At 59.3% G+C, this 18,456-nt stretch carries 20 protein-coding genes; 6 read left to right on the top strand and 14 right to left on the bottom strand.

What is annotated here, in order from left to right; all coding sequences use genetic code 11:
* Nucleotides 1–70 precede the first annotated feature (70 nt).
* Nucleotides 71–742 carry a DUF6134 family protein gene (locus FHR98_RS11745; RefSeq protein WP_221205864.1) on the top strand — a complete coding sequence of 224 codons (672 nt, stop codon included), beginning with the start codon at nucleotides 71–73 and terminating at the stop codon, nucleotides 740–742.
* A gap of 85 nt (nucleotides 743–827) precedes the next feature.
* On the opposite strand, the gene FHR98_RS11740 is transcribed toward FHR98_RS11745, so the two are convergent.
* The 5 genes from FHR98_RS11740 to FHR98_RS11720 all read right to left on the bottom strand — a co-directional run bounded on the left by FHR98_RS11740 (nucleotide 828) and on the right by FHR98_RS11720 (nucleotide 4,545).
* The gene (locus FHR98_RS11740) at nucleotides 828–1,721 is read right to left on the bottom strand and encodes a 3-hydroxybutyryl-CoA dehydrogenase (RefSeq protein ID WP_183416885.1); all 894 of its coding nucleotides are present in this window, start codon (nucleotides 1,719–1,721) and stop codon (nucleotides 828–830) included.
* Nucleotides 1,722–1,846: 125 nt separating this feature from the next.
* Nucleotides 1,847–2,779: an electron transfer flavoprotein subunit alpha/FixB family protein gene (locus tag FHR98_RS11735; RefSeq protein ID WP_183416884.1), complete on the bottom strand. Its 933-nt coding sequence runs from the start codon at nucleotides 2,777–2,779 to the stop codon at nucleotides 1,847–1,849.
* 3 nt (nucleotides 2,780–2,782) lie between these two features.
* Entirely contained in the window at nucleotides 2,783–3,532 is a 750-nt protein-coding gene (locus FHR98_RS11730; RefSeq protein WP_183416883.1) for an electron transfer flavoprotein subunit beta/FixA family protein, read from the bottom strand.
* Nucleotides 3,533–3,770: 238 nt separating this feature from the next.
* A complete protein-coding gene (locus FHR98_RS11725) occupies nucleotides 3,771–4,334 on the bottom strand; it encodes a cob(I)yrinic acid a,c-diamide adenosyltransferase (protein WP_183416882.1) in 564 nt (187 codons plus the stop codon).
* A gap of 16 nt (nucleotides 4,335–4,350) precedes the next feature.
* On the bottom strand, nucleotides 4,351–4,545 hold the full coding sequence (locus tag FHR98_RS11720; RefSeq protein ID WP_183416881.1) for a twin transmembrane helix small protein: 195 nt from the start codon (nucleotides 4,543–4,545) through the stop codon (nucleotides 4,351–4,353).
* A 163-nt stretch (nucleotides 4,546–4,708) separates the two neighbouring features.
* On the opposite strand from FHR98_RS11720, the gene FHR98_RS11715 reads away from it, so the two are divergent.
* Nucleotides 4,709–5,143, top strand: a complete 435-nt coding sequence (locus FHR98_RS11715; protein ID WP_183416880.1) for a hypothetical protein — start codon at nucleotides 4,709–4,711, stop codon at nucleotides 5,141–5,143.
* Here the strand turns inward: FHR98_RS11715 and FHR98_RS11710 are convergent.
* Nucleotides 5,140–6,843 (bottom strand): acyl-CoA dehydrogenase family protein, encoded by a 1,704-nt coding sequence (locus FHR98_RS11710; RefSeq protein ID WP_183416879.1) that lies wholly within the window; start codon nucleotides 6,841–6,843, stop codon nucleotides 5,140–5,142. The two genes, FHR98_RS11715 and FHR98_RS11710, sit on opposite strands and share 4 nt — an antisense overlap.
* 27 nt (nucleotides 6,844–6,870) lie before the next feature.
* Nucleotides 6,871–8,181, bottom strand: coding sequence for a crotonyl-CoA carboxylase/reductase (ccrA, locus tag FHR98_RS11705; protein WP_183416878.1), 1,311 nt, complete (start codon nucleotides 8,179–8,181; stop codon nucleotides 6,871–6,873).
* Between the two features lie 281 nt (nucleotides 8,182–8,462).
* On the opposite strand from ccrA, the gene FHR98_RS11700 reads away from it, so the two are divergent.
* The 3 genes from FHR98_RS11700 (at nucleotide 8,463) to FHR98_RS11690 (ending at nucleotide 12,181) form a co-directional block, all read left to right on the top strand.
* A complete protein-coding gene (locus FHR98_RS11700) occupies nucleotides 8,463–10,508 on the top strand; it encodes a methylmalonyl-CoA mutase family protein (protein WP_281369949.1) in 2,046 nt (681 codons plus the stop codon).
* Between the two features lie 9 nt (nucleotides 10,509–10,517).
* Nucleotides 10,518–11,288, top strand: coding sequence for a 3-methyl-2-oxobutanoate hydroxymethyltransferase (gene panB, locus FHR98_RS11695; RefSeq protein WP_183416877.1), 771 nt, complete (start codon nucleotides 10,518–10,520; stop codon nucleotides 11,286–11,288).
* A 77-nt stretch (nucleotides 11,289–11,365) separates the two neighbouring features.
* Entirely contained in the window at nucleotides 11,366–12,181 is an 816-nt protein-coding gene (locus FHR98_RS11690; RefSeq protein WP_183416876.1) for a hypothetical protein, read from the top strand.
* Nucleotides 12,182–12,190: 9 nt separating this feature from the next.
* On the opposite strand, the gene FHR98_RS11685 is transcribed toward FHR98_RS11690, so the two are convergent.
* Genes FHR98_RS11685 through gstA form a run of 3 tightly spaced genes read right to left on the bottom strand, consistent with a single transcriptional unit; the run spans nucleotide 12,191 to nucleotide 13,466 of the window.
* Nucleotides 12,191–12,403 carry a tautomerase family protein gene (locus FHR98_RS11685; RefSeq protein ID WP_183416875.1) on the bottom strand — a complete coding sequence of 71 codons (213 nt, stop codon included), beginning with the start codon at nucleotides 12,401–12,403 and terminating at the stop codon, nucleotides 12,191–12,193.
* 33 nt (nucleotides 12,404–12,436) lie between these two features.
* Entirely contained in the window at nucleotides 12,437–12,811 is a 375-nt protein-coding gene (locus tag FHR98_RS11680; RefSeq protein ID WP_183416874.1) for a nuclear transport factor 2 family protein, read from the bottom strand.
* Nucleotides 12,812–12,851: 40 nt separating this feature from the next.
* A complete protein-coding gene (gene gstA / locus FHR98_RS11675; protein WP_183416873.1) occupies nucleotides 12,852–13,466 on the bottom strand; it encodes a glutathione transferase GstA in 615 nt (204 codons plus the stop codon).
* Between the two features lie 150 nt (nucleotides 13,467–13,616).
* Between gstA and FHR98_RS11670 the strand changes: the two genes are divergently transcribed.
* Nucleotides 13,617–13,958, top strand: coding sequence for a winged helix-turn-helix transcriptional regulator (locus tag FHR98_RS11670; protein ID WP_183416872.1), 342 nt, complete (start codon nucleotides 13,617–13,619; stop codon nucleotides 13,956–13,958).
* A 60-nt stretch (nucleotides 13,959–14,018) separates the two neighbouring features.
* On the opposite strand, the gene FHR98_RS11665 is transcribed toward FHR98_RS11670, so the two are convergent.
* From FHR98_RS11665 to FHR98_RS11650, 4 genes are all read right to left on the bottom strand, one after another.
* Entirely contained in the window at nucleotides 14,019–15,428 is a 1,410-nt protein-coding gene (locus tag FHR98_RS11665; protein WP_183416871.1) for an aspartate aminotransferase family protein, read from the bottom strand.
* A gap of 46 nt (nucleotides 15,429–15,474) precedes the next feature.
* Nucleotides 15,475–16,971, bottom strand: coding sequence for an NAD-dependent succinate-semialdehyde dehydrogenase (locus FHR98_RS11660; RefSeq protein WP_183416870.1), 1,497 nt, complete (start codon nucleotides 16,969–16,971; stop codon nucleotides 15,475–15,477).
* A gap of 163 nt (nucleotides 16,972–17,134) precedes the next feature.
* Nucleotides 17,135–17,644 (bottom strand): Lrp/AsnC family transcriptional regulator, encoded by a 510-nt coding sequence (locus FHR98_RS11655; protein ID WP_183416869.1) that lies wholly within the window; start codon nucleotides 17,642–17,644, stop codon nucleotides 17,135–17,137.
* A 23-nt stretch (nucleotides 17,645–17,667) separates the two neighbouring features.
* A complete protein-coding gene (locus tag FHR98_RS11650; protein ID WP_183416868.1) occupies nucleotides 17,668–18,453 on the bottom strand; it encodes a SapC family protein in 786 nt (261 codons plus the stop codon).
* Nucleotides 18,454–18,456: the final 3 nt, after the last annotated feature.

Here is an 18,456-nt window from a genome sequence, read left to right as displayed (position 1 = left end):
CCTCGCTTGTATTCTCCCGAAACGAGCATACGACAAAAAACTGCGCTCTTGTAGGTCGGAGAGCGATATAATGCGCAAGTGGATAGCGAGCAAATTTTGGAGGCTGGTTTTGCGGTACAGGACTTGGCTGCGTTGCTTTTGGGCGATCGTCGTTTTTCTGGGGTTGTCGGCCTGGCAGACCGCAACGGCAGAAACCTTGAGATACGAGATACTGCGCGACGGCAGTGATGTCGGCGCCCAGGTCGTCGAGATTGCGGGCGATCAAGTGACGGTCACCATGGAAGTATCCGTCAAGGCGCTCTTCGTGACGGTCTATCGCCGGACCCACCGCCGTGTCGAGACATGGGATGGCGGCAATCTCGTGCATCTCGAAGCCGAAACCGACGATGATGGAACGCCCTATTCCCTCCAACTTGTCAAGAATGGTGAAGGATACAAGCGAACGGTCAACGGTAATACGGAGAGCTTCGGTGCGGATTTTGCGCCGGTTCCCGACTGGAATCGCGCCCTGGCAACTGGCAAACCCAAGGGTCTTTCGGCGCAAAGCGACGAAATCTATGATCCGGTAACGCTGGAGACCCTGGGCACGGAAAGCATTACGGTGCCCGCGGGTACTTTTGAAGCCGAACATCTGCGCACCGGCGGCGCCTTCGCCCGAGATCTCTGGTATGACGACCAGGGTCGGTTGTTGCTGATGACTTTCGTCAGTCGGGATTCACAGATCGAATATCGGCGCCGCTGACGGAGACCAGTGGCCACAATCTACCAGCGCGAAAAAAAAGCCCCGGTGTGTAGCCGGGGCTTTTTGCTTTCTTCGGCGGCGGTAATCAGCGGGTCGGAACCGGCTTGTCGCCCGAATAATCGTAAAACCCGCGCCCCGATTTGCGACCGACCCAACCAGCCTCGACATACTTCACGAGCAGCGGGCAGGGGCGATATTTGGAATCGGCAAGGCCCTCGTAAAGCACATACATCACGGCCAGGCAGGTATCCAGGCCAATGAAATCCGCCAGCTCCAACGGTCCCATTGGGTGGTTGGCACCCAATCGCATCGCGGTATCGATGGCTTCCACCGAACCAACGCCCTCGTAGAGCGTGTAGACGGCTTCGTTGATCATCGGCAACAGGATGCGATTGACGATGAAGGCGGGGAAATCTTCCGCCGCAACGGCGTTCTTACCCAGCTTGTCGGTAAATTGCTTGACGCTGGCGAAGGTGTCCTCGTCGGTGGCAATACCTCGGATTAACTCGACCAACTGCATTAACGGCACCGGGTTCATGAAATGCATGCCGATGAATCGGCCCGGGCGGTCAGTGTTGGATGCCAGACGGGTGATCGAGATCGAGGAGGTGTTGCTCGCGATGATCGCGTCGTCCCGCAAATGCTGGCAGAGCTCCTTGAAGATACTGCGCTTGATTTCTTCGTTCTCGGTCGCGGCTTCGATGACGATATCGCAATCGCCAAAAATGTCATGGCTGGTGCCGGTCGAAATGCGATCCAGAACGGCGCTCTTGTCAGCTTCCGAGATCAACCCCTTCTTGATCTGCCGATCAAGATTGTGGCCGATCGAAGCAACACCCTTTTCGAGTTGCGCTTCGCTGATATCAGACACGAGGACTTTCAATCCGGCCAGCGCACAGACGTGGGCAATGCCGCTCCCCATTTGACCGGCGCCGATGACGCCGACTGTCTTGATTTCGGGCAGGGTCGATTCACTCATTGAGTTGCCTATCTCTTTTGTCTTTTTCGTTTTGCGCCTTTCCGGATGGAAGGGCAAGACACCGAAGCGGCGACTTTCGCCGCATCGGTGCTTCAATTCCGGCTTATCGCCGGCTCAGGTCGTTTCTAGCCCAGCTCTTTCTCCAGTTCCGGGACAGCCTCAAAGAGGTCTGCCACAAGCCCATAGTCGGCCACTTGGAAAATCGGCGCTTCCTCGTCCTTGTTGATAGCGACGATCACCTTGGAGTCCTTCATGCCCGCCAGATGCTGGATGGCGCCGGAGATACCGACGGCGACGTAGAGGTCAGGCGCCACGACCTTGCCGGTCTGGCCGACCTGATAGTCGTTCGGCACAAAGCCCGCGTCCACTGCGGCACGGCTGGCGCCAACGGCGGCACCCAGCTTGTCGGCGATACGTTCAAGCATGACGAAGTTCTCGCCAGACTGCATGCCGCGGCCACCGGAGATAACGATCTTTGCCGTAGTCAATTCCGGACGCTCGGACTTCGTCAGTTCCTGACCCAGGAAGCTGACGAGGTTCTGGCTCTCCGTCGCAGGGACATCTTCAATGGCGGCGGAGCCGCCTTCGGCAGCAACCGGCTCGAAAGCCGTCGAACGGACAGTGATCAGCTTGATGGCGTCGCTGGACTGAACCGTCGCCAACGCATTGCCCGCATAGATTGGGCGCACGAAGGTATCGGCACTTTCGACGCCGGAGATGTCGGAAATCTGTTGCGTGTCCAAGAGCGCTGCCGCACGTGGCAACACATTCTTGCCAAAAGTCGTGGCGGGCGCCAGGACATGGCTGTAGTTGGCCGCTTGCGCCACGATCAGGGGCGTCAAAGCCTCGGCGACGGAATGCGCATAAGCTTCGGCATCCGCCTTCAACACCTTGGCGACGCCTTCGACCTTGGCGGCCTGCTCGGCGATGCCGCCGATGTTCTGACCGGCAACAAGCACATGGATGTCGCCGCCGATGGCCTTTGCAGCGCCCAGAGTATTCAGGGTCGCCGGCGCCAGGTTCTGTGCATCATGTTCTGCGATTACGAGAATGGCCATGGTTCAGATCACCTTCGCTTCGTTCTTGAGCTTATCGACCAGTTCGGCGACGTTCGCGACCTTGACACCGCCCGCGCGCTTCGGCGGTTCGGTGACTTTCAAGACCTTCAGCCGTGCCGCTACCTCGACGCCCAGATCGGCGGGCGCCATGGTATCGATAGGCTTCTTCTTGGCTTTCATGATGTTCGGCAGCGAGGCATAGCGCGGTTCGTTAAGGCGCAGGTCGACCGTCACGATCGCCGGTAGCTTGACTTGAATGGCTTCCAAGCCGCCGTCCACTTCGCGCGTAACCTTGAGTCCATCGCCTTCGAAAGACAGCTTCGAGGCAAAGGTGCCCTGAGGCCAGCCCAACAGGCCGGCAAGCATTTGGCCGGTCTGATTGGCGTCGTCATCGATGGCCTGCTTGCCGAGAAGTACGATTCCAGGCTCTTCCTTCTCGACCAGTGCTTTGAGCATCTTGGCAACGGCCAGGGGTTCAACCAGTTCATCGGTCTGCACCAGAATGCCGCGATCAGCACCCATGGCCAAGGCCGTGCGGATGGTTTCCTGCGCTTGCGCCGGGCCGATTGAGACTGCCACGACTTCGGTTGCTTTGCCTGATTCCTTCATCCGGATCGCCTCTTCTATGGCGATCTCATCGAAGGGGTTCATGGCCATCTTGACATTGGCCAACTCGACGCCGCTCTGGTCCGCCTTCACACGCACCTTCACGTTGTAGTCAATCACCCGTTTAACGGGGACGAGAACTTTCATGGGTCCCTCTCGGTCCGTCGCGCGAGCGGCCTCCTGGCGGGGCCACCGACGCGGATATTATAGTTTTGAGCCCCGGCACCATCGGCGGGCAGTTTATTTCTGCCATTTGCCCAGGCTCGCTCCCGGCGTTTTTCGCGCCTGCACAATAATTTCATGCCCGAAGCGAGTCAATCGACCCGGAGCGTCCATTACTGTACGTTTTCCGCCTTTCTTGAACTCACTGCCCTGCAGAGCAAAGTCAGCGGTTCTGTCCCGGCACCCAAAGCACTTCCGCGTGGCCTTGGTCATTGGCCCACCGGGCCATGACGAACAGCAAATCGGAGAGGCGATTGATATAGCGAATCGCCTCTGCGTTGACCGTTTCGATTTCCGCCAATTCGACCATTTCCCGCTCCGCGCGGCGGGCCACGGTCCGGGCGAGATGCAGGTATGCAGCGGCTGCACTACCACCGGGAAGGACGAAGGACTTCAAAGGCTGCAGATCGGCGTTGAGTTCGTCGATCTCCCGCTCTAGCCGCAACACCTGTTCAGGGGCAATGCGCAAGGGAGGATACTTCGGATTGTCTTCCTCGGGTGTGCAAAGATCGCCACCCAGGTCGAAAAGGTCATTCTGCAAACGGCCGAGCATTTCGTCCAACCGCCCATCGCAGTGCAGGCGGGCGATCCCCAGAACCGCGTTTGCTTCGTCAACTGTGCCGTAGGCGCTGATCCGCCGATCATACTTGGGGCGTCGCTGGCCATTGCCCAGCGAGGTCTTTCCCTTATCGCCGCCACGTGTGTAGATGCGCGTCAGTTGCACCATCGCACGGTTCCCCCGTTCACTTGCCGATAAGGAATGCCAGCACCAGGAGCGCTAAAGCGCAACCCTGTGCGATGATGCGCGCACGCATCAGTTTGTTCCCGTACTTGGCATTGACTTGGCCACCCTTGGCCATAACGACGATGCCAGCGAACAGCACGCCCAGGGTGATAGCCATTGCGATGCCGATCAGTATGAAAATCAAGTTGCTCATATCCGTCGATATAGGCCCTTTGTAATCGGCGGTCGAGAGAGAATGTCGAGCTTCAACGGCGCAAGCCGATACACATCGGAAAATTTGAAGCGATTGCGCAGCACTCCTAGAAATTGCATTAATTATTCATTTAGCGCCTGGAAAGAGATAGGGAGGTGCGGCGATGACGAGACAGGATACGATTAGGCCGTTGCTTCTTGCGACGGCGATGACCCTTGGTGCGGAGGCGGTTTACCTGGTGGTTTGGGGGTTGCTACTTTTCCCCGAGGGGAGCATTGCGGCCAAATTCGCTTGGGCGGCCATTTGCGGTCTTGGGATGGGCATGACGATTGGTGGGTTAACGCTCGTCATGGTTTCCGGCAGGCTTGAAGGCGGGCGCGCTTTCATCTGGAGTGTGGCGATCTTCAGCCTTGTTGGCGTCATTTGCACGTTGTTGTGCGCGACGCTGGACGCCAAGTTAGCCCTTTTTGGCGGACCGAAGTGGCAGGGATTGTTCCTTGTAAGCGGGATTTTACCTGCCATCTTTGCCGGGTTTTTCTACGCTTGGTCTTTGTGGAGGCCGGCAGGCCGACTCTTTCTGCTACGTTTCGGCCTCTAATTTCGTCCTGGTGCCAGCAGCCCGCGGGCGATGACATGCGCCTGGATCTCCGCGGCACCTTCGAAGATGTTGAGGATGCGCGCATCGCACAGCACCCGCGAGATCGGATACTCCTCCGCATAGCCGTTGCCGCCGTGTATCTGCAAGGCGTTATCGGCATTGGCCCAAGCGACGCGCGCGGCCAACAGCTTCGCCATCCCCGCCTCGATATCACAGCGTCGGCCGCTGTCCTTCTCGCGCGCTGCGTGGTAGGTCAGTTGCCGGGCGATCATGGTCTCGACGGCCATCCAGGCGAGCTTCCCCGACACGCGCGGGAAGCTATAGATAGGTTTGCCGAACTGCAGGCGCTCACGGGCGTAGGCAAGACCCAGTTCCAGCCCGCATTGGGCAACGCCGACCGCCCGTGCGGCCGTTTGGACGCGGGCCGACTCAAAGGTCGCCATCAGTTGCTTGAAGCCTTCGCCTTCCACGCCGCCGAGCAAGTTTTCCGCGGCCACCGCGAAGCCGTCGAATCCCAGTTCGTACTCTTTCATACCGCGATAGCCGAGCACCTTGATCTCGCCGCCTGTCATACCCTGAGCCGGAAAGGGGTCGGCATCGCTGCCACGTGGCTTCTCGGCGATGAACATGGAAAGGCCCTTATAGCCCGTCTCGGTCGGGTCGGTCCGCGCCAGGAGCGTCATAATGTCGCTGCGTCCCGCGTGGGTGATCCAGGTCTTGTTGCCGGTAATGCGATAGGTTTGGCCGTCCTTGATCGCGCGCGTCTTTAGAGCACCGAGATCGGAGCCGGTGCCCGGTTCGGTGAAGACGGCGGTTGGTAGAATTTCGCCGCTGGCGATGCGGGGCAACCAGTGAGCTTTTTGCGACTCGGTACCGCCAAGGCGTATGAGCTCGGCGGCAATCTCCGAACGGGTTCCGAGTGACCCAAGGCCGATGTAGCCGCGCGACAGCTCCTCGGTCACAACACACATGGCAGTCTTGCCAAGGCCCAAACCGCCCCATTCTTCGGGGATCGTCAGGCCAAAGACACCAAGATCGGCAAGTTGCTGGACGACCTCCATCGGGATCAAGCTGTCGTCGCGGTGCCAGCCGTGGGCGGCTTCGCGGTGTTCATCCGCGAGCCTGCGAAATTGATCGCGGATCATCACCAGGGTTTCGTCGCCCAGGTCCGCGTCGCCGAATGAACCGCCTTCCAGGGCCTCGGCGAGAAGCGTGGCGAGCCGACTCCGCAGGGCAGCGGTGTTTCCCGAGCGGCAAAGAGTGGCGACCGCTTCGTTCTGAGCCAGCAATCGGGCGGCTGCGTCGGCCTTGAGGTCGTCAGGCCGCACGACTTCGACCTGACTGAGTGGTAAACCGCCCAAAATCTGATTCAGATACTCGCCGTATGCGGCCTGCAACATGAGGGTTTCGAGCTCGCCCAGTTTCCCGGCGGTTTCCAGGTGGGTCGCCCAAGCCAGCATCTCACGCAGCGCCGCGAGGTAAGTCGCCAGCCAGGCATAGCCGTGGGCGGCGAACTGCTCACGCTCCAAAAGGTCTCCGTCGACCCTGCCGTTCGGCGCGACTAGGGCGATCAGACCCTGGCGGGCGGCAGCGCCATAGATTTCTGCCGCCGCGAGAGCTTTCGAGCAGGTCTCCAAGAGCGCGGGAAGGCGCACTCCTGGAGAGCCCTCCGGTGCCGGGACGGCTTTTGCGTGGTTCATGATCCGCTCCCAAGCCCTCTGTCGATGTCAGCCTTCGACCACATCTTCCAGTGTGCGAAGACCTGGCCGTTTCGCCTGGACGAGAACCGCCATGTTGCCCGGCTTGTGCTCGTTCTTCCACATCTTGGTGTGGGCGCGGGGAATATCGTCCCACGAGAAGACCTCGCTCATGCAGGGATCAAGGCGGCGCTCGACGACCAGGTTGTTGGCCTGGCTGGCCTGCTTCAGGTTGGCGAAGTGGCTACCCTGGATGCGCTTCTGATGCATCCAGACATAGCGGGCGTCGAAGGTGATGTTATAGCCGGTGGTGCCCGCGCAGAACACGATCATGCCACCGCGTTTGACCACGAAGCAGGAGACCGGGAAAGTCGCCTCGCCCGGGTGCTCGAAGACGAAGTCGACGTTATTGCCCTTGCCGGTGATATCCCAAATGGCTTTGCCGAAGCGGCGCGTTTCGCTGAACCACTCCTTGTATTCTGGAGAATTGACCGGCGGCAGTTGGCCCCAGCAGTTGAAATCCTTGCGGTTTATGACGCCCTTGGCGCCCATCTGCATGACGAAATCGCGCTTACTATCGTCTGATATGACGCCAATGGCGTTCGCGCCGGCAGTCGCGATGAGCTGAATGGCCATGGAGCCAAGGCCACCCGAAGCACCCCAGACCAACACATTATGACCGGGTCGCAGGATATGAGGCCGATGCCCGAAGAGCATGCGGTAGGCCGTCGCCAAGGTCAGCGTATAGCAGGCGCTTTCTTCCCAGGTCAGATGCTTTGGCCGCGGCATGAGCTGCTGCGCCTGAACGCGCGTGAACTGGGCGAAGGAGCCATCCGGGGTTTCGTATCCCCAAATACGCTGGCTGGGGCTGAACATGGGGTCGCCGCCGTTGCACTCCTCGTCGTCGCCGTCGTCCTGGTTACAGTGGATGACAACCTCGTCGCCGACCTTCCAGCGCTTTACCTTGTCGCCGACTGCCCAGACGATCCCCGCGGCATCGGACCCGGCAATATGGTAATCGGCCTTATGCACGTCAAAAACTGAGATTGGAGTCCCGAGCCCGGCCCACACGCCGTTGTAGTTCACTCCCGCCGCCATCACCATCACCAGAACCTCCTGGGGATCGATGCTCGGCGTGTCGACGACCTCAAGCTGCATGGCTTGTTCGGGCGGCCCGTGCCGCTCCGGGCGAATCGCCCAGGAGTACATTTGTTTAGGAACGTGGCCGAGCGGAGGAATTTCGCCGATTTCATAAAGCGCCTTTTGCGGCCGCTGAGGCGTATCGAGCGTTATCACGTCAGCTTCCTGACTCTTCGTGGCCTGATTTGTACCTTGGCTCATGCCTCTTTCCCTTTCCCGTTCCTGTTCGTCCGTTCATTGAACCCGGTTGATCCTGCTGGTTGCGGGCGGCTTCACCCATTTTGCGTGCGCTGCAGCAGAATTTTTTTGATCGTCGTTTTGAAAATCCAGTCATTTTCTATGATTTTCTTGACTCTTACCGGCTCCTGGGATTGTTTGCAATGCACAAATGTGGTTTTCTTTCTATTAGAATATCAATGGAGAAATTTTAGATCGCTTCAATCATAATATCAGCAATAAAAAGGCGGTTTTTGGAGGAACATATGGCAAGATTGGGCAAAGACCCACAAAATGCTGCAACGCAAATCGAGGACGCCAAGGCGACGATGGAGCCCTCCCGACCGTGGCTTTTTCGCACTTATGCAGGGCATTCGACGGCGGCTGCTTCGAATGCGCTCTATCGCAGTAATCTCGCAAAAGGACAGACGGGCCTTTCCATTGCCTTCGATTTGCCGACGCAGACCGGTTATGATTCCGATCACGTGCTGGCGCGCGGCGAGGTCGGAAAGGTCGGCGTCCCTGTCTCTCATCTAGGCGACATGGTGACGCTGCTTGACGGCATACCGCTGGATCGCATGAACACCTCGATGACGATAAACGCAACGGCGCCCTGGCTGCTGGCGCTCTACGTCGCCGCCGCCGAGCGCCAGGGAATCGCGCGCACTGCGCTCTCGGGCACGACACAAAACGACATCATCAAGGAGTACCTAAGCCGCGGTACCTATATCTTTCCGCCTCAGGCCTCGATGCGGCTGACCACCGACGTCGTGGCTTTTACCTATGGGCAGGTGCCACGCTGGAACCCAACCAACGTCTGTTCCTATCACCTGCAGGAAGCCGGGGCGACACCGGCGCAGGAATTGGCCTTTGCTTTGTCGACGGCGATCGCGGTGTTGGATTCCCTGCGGGACTCCGGGCAGGTGCCGCCCGAGGATTTTCCAAAGGTTGTCGGGCGAATTTCCTTCTTCGTGAATGCCGGGCTGCGCTTTGTGACGGAGCTTTGCAAGATGCGCGCGTTCTCGGAGCTCTGGGATGGCATCTGCCGCGAGCGTTATGGCGTCGAAGAGGAGAAGTACCGGCGCTTTCGCTACGGCGTCCAGGTAAACTCCCTGGGACTCACCGAGCAACAGCCGGAGAACAACGTCTATCGCATCCTGCTGGAGATGCTGGCTGTGACGCTCTCCAAGAACGCGCGAGCCCGCGCGGTGCAGCTTCCCGCCTGGAACGAGGCCCTGGGCCTGCCGAGACCATGGGACCAGCAGTGGTCTTTGCGCATGCAGCAAGTCCTGGCCTACGAGACGGACTTGCTGGAGTATGGCGATCTTTTTGACGGCTCACCGGTCGTGGAGGCGAAAGTCGCCGAGTTGATCGCCGAGGCTCGCGAAGAAATGGGTCGGATAGAGGAAATGGGCGGTGCGATCGCCGCGGTCGAGAACGCCTACATGAAGGAACGCCTGGTGGAATCGAACGCAAAGCGCTTGGCGGCAATTGAATCCGGTGAGCAGGTTGTGGTCGGGGTCAATGCCTATCAGGAAACCGAAGCGTCTCCCCTGTCCAGCGGCGAGGCTGCAATCTTGACCGTGGATCCCGCGGAGGAGGGCGGTCAGATCGAACGCTTGAATGCTTGGCGGCGCGAGCGTGACACGAAGGCCGCGACCGAAAGCCTCAAGGCCTTGGAGATCGCGCTGCGTGACGGCGAGAACGTGATGGAGCCGTCGATCGCCTGCGCCCACGCCGGCGTTACCACGGGTGAGTGGGGGGACTGTCTGCGCCGTGTATTCGGTGAGTATCGCGCGCCAACCGGTGTCGGGCGAGCCAGCGGACGGCTTGGACGCGGCGGACGTACGGCGATCGAGGACGTGCGGGGCAATGTTGAACAGCTTTCGAATAGGCTCGGCCGTCGACTGAAGATGCTGGTCGGCAAGCCCGGGCTGGACGGTCATTCGAACGGCGCCGAGCAGATCGCCGTCAGGGCACGCGATTGTGGATTTGAGGTTGTCTACGAGGGTATCCGCCTGACACCGATCCAGATTGCCACGGCGGCGCTCGAAGAGGGCGTACATGTGGTGGGACTCTCGATCTTGTCCGGCAGTCATCTTCCGCTCGTTACGGCGGTTCTCGAATTACTGAGGGAACGCGGCTTGGGCGACGTGCCGGTCGTTGTCGGGGGAATCATTCCGCCGGAAGATGCGGTCGCGCTGACCAACGCCGGCGTAGCCGCTGTTTTCACGCCGAAGAATTTTAATTTGACGGAAATCATGGGAAAAGTCGTCGAGATCGTGGACGCGCACAGTTTGGAGGCGGCATAGTACCGCGCTATGACCTACTTAAAGGCAAAGAAACGGCTGACCGTCCGCGACATACGGTCCAAGAAGGGTGGCCCGCTGGTCTGTCTGACCGCCTATACCCACCCCATGGCGCTTCTTGTCGATGAAGTCGCCGATCTGATTCTGGTCGGCGACAGCCTGGGCAACGTCCTTTATGGCTTTGAGTCGACCTTGCCCGTGACACTGGAGATGATGATCGCGCACGGCGGTTCGGTGATGCGTGGCAGCAAGCGAGCGTGTGTCGTGGTGGATATGCCTTTTGGCAGTTATCAGGAATCACCGGTGCAAGCCTTTCAAAATGCGGCCCGGGTTCTGGTTGAAACAGGTTGCCACGCGATTAAGCTTGAGGGGGGCGAGGAGATGGCGGAAACCGTTTCCTTCCTGACCCGGCGTGGTATTGCGGTGCTGGGTCATGTCGGCCTGATGCCTCAACATGTCCACGCAAGAGGCGGTTTTCGCCGTGAGTCGGATGTTGATAAGGTTGTAGCCGATGCCCGTGCCATTGCGCAGGCGGGCGCCTTTGCCCTGGTGGTTGAAGGTGTGAAGGAGGAGGTCGCCCGCGCTGTAACGGCTGGCGTTGAAGTCCCGACCATCGGTATTGCAGCCGGCGACGCGAGCGACGGCGAGATTCGTGTTACCGAGGACTTGCTCGGCGTAACGCCGAATCCGCCGGGGTTCGTCGAGGCCGAGTCCGGTATCAAAGATGCCATGCGCAAAGCTCTCAGCGAGTTTGCGGAGAGTCTGACCAAGCCAAAGGCTTGATCCGGCATGGATCATTATGGTGAGGAGCAGGCGTAATTAATACGGATCTACTACAGAACCCCAACCTTCAGGCGTTAGTGCTGCCGTTGTTTGCCGCCTGCCTGATCACTTGGCTGGGTGCGGTCGTAATCGGACGGGGCCGCGTTCCTGACTTCTGGCCCGCGCTGGGTCTTGCGGCAGCTTTGGTTGCCGTGACTTGGGTTCTGCATGGCCCCTTGCATTTTCCGCCGGACGGGGCCCTTGAAAAGCTGTCCTACCTTGCCGGTGTCGCCCTGGCCTTGGGGCTGTTGATAGAGGCGGTATCAGCCGGCCGCGGTATGCAGGTCGTGGCCATGGGCTGGGTTTGGCTGGTGGTTGGCTGGCTTGCCTGGCCGGTGGTTTCTGCGCCTGATTGGATTGCCATCGCAGCGGCGATCGCGATTGCGCTTGCCGGAAGTCTTGCAGTTGGAAGACTGCGGGAAAGCGGCGGTGGGGCTTCTTTCATGATGCTGCTGGTTGCGGCTTTTGCACTATCCGCCATCGCTCACTACAGCAACGCACACGGCATGGCTAAGCTAATAGCGGCCCTTGGGGCAGGGACGGTTGGCGCCGCCTTTGGTCTGCTTCTTGCACGGGGCGGCGGCCTTGTCCTGGGCGGCTCTCTCTTGCTCGTAGGCGGCGGGTCGCTGGTGGGGCTGGCAACGATCCTCCTGCTCTATACCAGTGTCAGTCCCTGGCCCGTTATCTTCCTGTTGCCGATCTTTTTCGCCGATCTTTTCGCCGCCCGTTCGGTCAGCGGCAACGATGGCCTGGGCAAGAGTGTTGCTGGGAGCCTGCGCGTGCTGGTGTTCCTCATCGGTTTGCTGGCTCCCGCAGTCGGTGCGGTCTTACTGACACAGCAACTCGGCGGCTGAGAAATTGGTCTAAGGCTTTGTGCCGATTTTCCGGCGATACTCTTCCACCGGCAGGCCGCCAATTCCCCAATGCTCCATTTCCACCTCGTCGATTACGACGAAGGTCGTTGCCGGGTTTTTATTCAACACCGTCTCCAGTAGATCGGTCACGCCCTTGATCAGGGTCGCTTTCTGTTCGGATGTTGCACCCTCGCGGGTGATCTTGATGTTCACGTAAGGCATGTTGGCTCCGTGCAATGTAGATACTTGAGGGGGTTATTGGTTTCGATCGTAATGGAAGACCTTGGAGATGATCTGCCAGCGACCCTCGGTTTGAATTAAGCTCAAGAAGTCTGTGAAGTACCTATCTCCAATAGCGCAATTGACTTGCGCAAACGCGGTCACCGGGCCGGCAAAAGCGATCGAGAGAATGCGATCCTTGCGCGGCTCGTTGCGGCTGGCGGGCGAGGGACGTTTCTCAACGATGGGCAGGTACTCCGACATCGTAAGTTGGACCAGCGGTTCCTCGCTGGCACAGACATAGATTGCCTTCGGGTGGAAGACTTCGGCCAATGCCAAATTGTCGCTGGTGTAAAGCCCGTCGAAATAGCGCGATAGCAATGCGACCACATCTGCGTAGCGAGGATCCATTTTCAGAGTACTCCAGCTGGTTTGATGTCGTTCATGATGGTCAGTTGATCAGTCCTTCGGCCGCCATCGCCTGCTTGATGGCGGGCAGGTCCGAGGCGCGGTCCATGTAGTGTGCGATACGTGGCCATTGGCTCAAACTGATATCGACAAAGTTGGCCCAATTGGCCACGACGAAGAAATAGGCATCAGCCACCGTGAAGGTGTCGCCCATCAGGTAAGGCCCACCCTTGGATAGTTGAGCCTCGAAAATAGCGAAGCGACGCGAGATGTTCTCTACCACCGCGGGGCGCTCGGTGTCTGCCAGCGGCGCCGCACCGAAAAAGGGTGAAAACGCCTTGTGCAGTTCGGAGGATATGAAATTAAGATGCTCCTGGAGCCGCGCGCGCGCCAGGCCGTGAGGCGACGGCGCCAAGGCCGCTGCGGGATAGAGATCGGCGATATACTGAAGAATGGCGGGCGCTTCGGTCAAAACCTCGCCGCTGTTTATAAGCAGCGCGGGAACGTATCCCTTCGGGTTTATCTGCTGATAATCACTGCCGCTTGCAGTGGTCTTTTTCGTGGTGTCGACCTGCTCCAACTCGAAGGTCGCGCCAGCAGCCCGCAACGCAATGTGCGGCGCCAGGGAACAGGCTCCTGGTTTGTAAAACAGCTTCATATTCCATCTCCATAGTGAGTCTGCGGAACCGCCGCAGCGTCTGGCGCAGAAGCTAGGAGTAGAGATTTCTTTTGTAAACGTGATATCCTTTTGATACTTGTAGAATCGCGTTTCCAAACGGTAACCGGAATACCATGGAAGAGAACGTCTATGGCATTGAAAATACGAAAGAACCGGAGCCCGGAGCCGCCTCCGGGTTGCCCACTTACTGAGTGCATGTCCGTTATCGGCGGAGCCTGGACGCCGAACGTCATTTGGAGTCTACGGGCTGGCCCCAGACGCTTTAGCGAGTTGCGGCTGGATATTCCTCCAGTATCGCCGAAGGTGTTGACGATGCGGCTGCGCGGGTTGGAGGAAAAGGGTGTCGTAAACCGCAAAGTCAGACCAACTTCGCCGCCTTCGGTCGAGTATTCCCTGACGGCGCTGGGTGAAGAACTGGTGCCGGCTATCGAGGCCATCGTTGCCGTCGGTCACAAAATAAAGCAGCGATAGAAAAAGCCCCTCCCGGATACCGGAAGGGGCTCTAATGGTTTCTGTAGGCAGGCTTTGAGCTTACAGGACTTTGGCTGCGATTGCCTCAACAGCGCCCTTGGTGGCCGCGACGATCTCGTCGGATTCGGCCTTTGTCAGACAGAGCGGCGGCGCGAAGCCCAAGATATCGCCCTGGGGCATGGCCCGAGCAATAACTCCGCGTTCGAGCAGCGAAGCGGCCACCTGTGGCCCGACCTTCAAGGCGGCGTCGAAGAACACCGGCCCGCCCTTGGAGCCGTCCTTGTCCTTGACGAACTCGACGGCGGCGAGCAGGCCTTCGCCGCGAACCTCGCCGACCATTGCATGGTCGCCCAGGGCTTCTGCGAGGGACTGCCTGAAGTAGGCTCCGACGTCACGGGCATTGTCGACCAACCCCAATTCGTCGATTAGTTCGAGGTTGGCGACACCCGCTGCGGCGCAGAGCGGGTGGGCGGAGTACGTCCAGCCATGCCCAATTGGGCCCAACTTGTCCGACCCTTGCTCCAGTACCTTCCAAAGACCGTCCGCGACGATCACGCCGGACAGCGGCGTGTAAGCGCTGGTAAGGCCCTTGGCGATGGTGATGAGGTCCGGCTCCATACCATAGTGCGCCGAACCGAACATGCTGCCAAGACGTCCGAAGCCGGTGACGACCTCGTCGGCGATCAACAGGATGTCGTACTTCTTCAGAACGCGTTGAATCTTCTGCCAGTAACCCTGCGGCGGGGGTACGATACCGCCGGTGCCTAGCACGGGTTCGCCGATGAACGCAGCAACCGTATCCGGCCCTTCCTTGAGGATCAGGGCTTCCAGATTATCCGCGCAAAGCTGGGAGAAGGCTTCCTCGGTCAAGGAGCGGTCGGTGCGGCGGAAATAGTAGGGGGCGTCCGTATGCAGGATGGGTGCGCGCGGCAAATCGAAGGCGTTGTGGAACAGCTCCAGCCCGGTCAGGCTGCCTGTCATGATGCCCGAGCCGTGGTAACCCCGCCAGCGCGAGATGATCTTCTTCTTCTCCGGACGGCCAAGAATATTGTTGGCATACCAAACCAGCTTGATGTTGGTTTCGTTCGCGTCGGAACCGGAAAGCCCATAGTAAACATGATTAAGCCCTGCCGGTGCCCGCTCGGCGATCATGCGCGACAGCTTGATGGCGGGTTCGCTGCCGTGGCCGACATAGGCGTGGTAGTAGGCCAGCTTATGCGCCTGTTCGGCGATTGCATCGGCGATTTTTGTTTGGCCATAACCAACGTTGACGCAGTAAAGCCCAGCGAAGGCGTCCAGGCTGACCTTGCCGTCCCGGTCCTCGATCCGCACGCCGCTGCCGCCGGTTACCACACGGTTTGCAGTATCGCCACGCGCATGTCCGGCCATATGGGTCGAAGGGTGGAAGAAGTGATCCCTGTCCCAGGCGGTTAGCTCGTCGCGGTTCACGCGGGTGCTGTTGTCATCCATGATCCGTCTCCTTGGTTCCAGCGATCTTCTATCGCGTCGTTTGTGTTCAATTGGGCCTGTCCAGGCAGATGTACTTGACCTCGGTGAAAGCTTCCATGCCGAGGCGCGACCCTTCGCGCCCGAGGCCGGATTGCTTCATCCCGCCGAATGGGATCGGCGCGCCGGTGATTTTTGTTCGATTAACCGCCACCATGCCGAACTCCAGGTCGCGAGTCATGCGATGAATGCGATCAGGGTCCCGGCTATGAAGATAGGCGACCAGACCGAACTCGGTCGCGTTCGCGCGGCTCAGAACTTCGGCTTCCTCGTCAAAGGGGCTTACGGCCGCCACGGGACCAAAAGTCTCCTCGCGGGCCATCAAGGCGTCGTCCGGCAAGTCTGCCAGCAGGGTCGGTTGATAGAATAAGCTGCCTGCCGATGTCCGCTTTCCGCCGACCAGAAGCTTTGCTCCTTTGGCCATCGCGTCGTCGACTTGCCTTTCGACCTTCGTGACCGCGCGCTCGTGAATCAGGGGTCCAATATCGACGCCGGGCTCCAGTCCTTCACCAAGTTTGAGCGCTCTTATCCGATCCGCATAGGCCTTCAGGAAGTCATTGTAGACCGGGCGTTGGACATAGATTCTGTTGGCTGCCAGGCAGTCCTGTCCCGAGGTTGCGAACTTCGCGGAGATGGCAGAGTCCACCGCCTTCTCCAGATCCGCGTCGGAAAAAACGATAAACGGTGCGTGCCCGCCCAGTTCCAGTACCAGACGCTTCACGGTGGCTGAGCCTTGTTTGGCGATGAGACGGCCGACCTCGGTTGAGCCGGTGAAGCTGACGCCGCGAACGTCGGCGTGTGTTGCCAGTGTCGAGCCGATCTCGGTCGGGTGCCCGGTAACCACGTTGATCAAGCCGGCAGGCAAACCGGCCCGTTCTGCCAACACCGCCAGGGCCAGCGCTGAAAACGGCGTCTCCGGCGAAGGATAGATGACCGTGGTACAGCCTGCTGCGACGGCGGCGGCCGCCTTGCGCGTGATCATGGCGCAGGGAAAGTTCCAAGGCGTGATCAGCGCCACAACACCAAGCGGTTGCCGGACCACCTTCATTTCGGCGTCTGGCAGATGGCTGGTGATTCCTTCCATGTTGGATCGCTTTGCTTCTTCGGCATACCAAGCGACGAAGTCGGCGGCGTAGTCTATTTCGCCCAAGGCCTCGGCAAAGGGCTTGCCCTGTTCCAGAACCATGATCAGCGCAAGGTCCTGCTTGGCGGCGATGATCTCACGGTGCCAGGCTTGCAACAGGGCGGCGCGCTGATGTGGCAAGCTGCGCCGCCAGGAACTAAAGGCGGTACGGGCCGCGGCTATGGCTCGTTCGGTTTCGCGTACGCCCATGGCTGGCACCTGCCCCAGCAATGCACCATTGGCTGGGTTGTAAACCATGAGGTCACTGCCGCTGTCCGCGGCTTCCCACCGCCCATCGATATAGGCGTGCGAGCGCCACAAGCGGGTGTCACGGAGACTGTCCAGACCGCGGGAATAGGATACGTGCATTGCAGATTGTTTCATCGCTGGGCCCTTTGCGATACCGAAGCGGAATTCCAGACGGCCAGGGTATGCAAGAGAACCTAGAGAGTGTGACCAAAGGTCGATCATCGCGAAGAAATTCTGACGCTTTCCGGGTGGGAAACCAGATTTATTCTCTGCCGCGGTTTCTGCCGCCGACGGAAGCCTAGCTGCGATCGTCGTTTTTCAGCAGGTGAGCCAGCGGCAATTCGTGACTTTCCTTGACCGGTTTGGTGACGATGTAGGTCACATAGCGATCAATGCCGATTTCAGCCGTCAACAGCCGGTCGATCAAAGTCTGATAGGCGTCCACGTCGCGAGTCACGAACTTGACGATGTAGTCGACACCGCCGCCCGTGGACCAACAGGCAACGATTTCCGGGACGCCCATCACCGCCCGCTCGAAACGCTCGAAGGCGGCTTGGGTGTGCTGCTCGAGTGTGATTTCCGCCAGGACGGCGGTGAACGCGGTCAGTTTTTTCAGCGCCAGTTGAGCGTGATACCCCTCGATGATTCCGGCAGCTTCCAGGCGTCGCAAACGCTCCCAGCAAGGCGTAGGGGACAATCCCACCCGTTCAGCCAGCTTGAGTTTGGTGATGCGGCCTTCGCGCTGCAAGGCAGAGAGAATTCGAATGTCGATGGCGTCAAGGCCAAGGTTGTTCGGTTTTCTGGCCAAGAGTTAAGACCCCATCCGTGGGTTCAAGCGATCTCCGGCAAGCCGCGGTTTTGCAGTGCGACCGATTGCCCGCTGCCCAACGACATTAAGTGCGCATAAAGGACGCCGATCTGGCCCCTTGGCCTTAGCTTCAACATGTCGTCGTCGGATAGTTGGCCCAGCTTTTGTTCACTGACGATCATGAAACCCTTGAGTTCAGAAGTACGCCCGCTGGATTGAATGCGAAGCGAGCTCTCCTGCAGCAGGCCCAGTTCATTGAGAAGTTTGCCCAGTTCCTGAGTAGCCATGAGATGGCGATGAAACTCTTGGCAAAAGCTCATTATCTTCTTGCCTGCGCCGCTGAGATCGCGACCCTCGAAGAGCACGCTATCGGGTCCCTCCTCAAGCACGGTGTTGGTCTCATCGACACACAGCGCCAACTGGTTGGTATCCTGGGTCGTTGGCACCAATGAGAAGGGGTAGCGGCGCATATATGCGGGCACATACTTTCCTTGCTGCCAGTTCCCTTCGGCGTCCACGAAGACATTCTTGCCTTGCTCGTAACCCAGCAATGCCATTGGCAAATAGGGCGCGCTGCGGGCAAAGACGATGGGGTAGTGTTTCTGTGCAACGGAAAACTCAACCGCAAGCAACGGAGCCAGGTTGCTACCGCGTGCGAAGGCATAGTTCGCACCGGCTTTGCGGCGCAGCTTGGCGTGCTTGGTGGAATCCAATGGTACCAAGGTCTTGTAGAACAGGGGCAGTTGCGGCTGGGTCGTTTCGCCATTCCCGCTCGTGCTTGCGCCATTAGATCCGGCTATGTCGCTCATTCC

The organism is Limibacillus halophilus (genome assembly GCF_014191775.1).
Taxonomy (GTDB): domain Bacteria; phylum Pseudomonadota; class Alphaproteobacteria; order Kiloniellales; family CECT-8803; genus Limibacillus; species Limibacillus halophilus.
The sequence above is the reverse complement of the archived record's forward strand: the minus strand, read 5'-3'. Positions and strand labels throughout refer to the sequence as shown.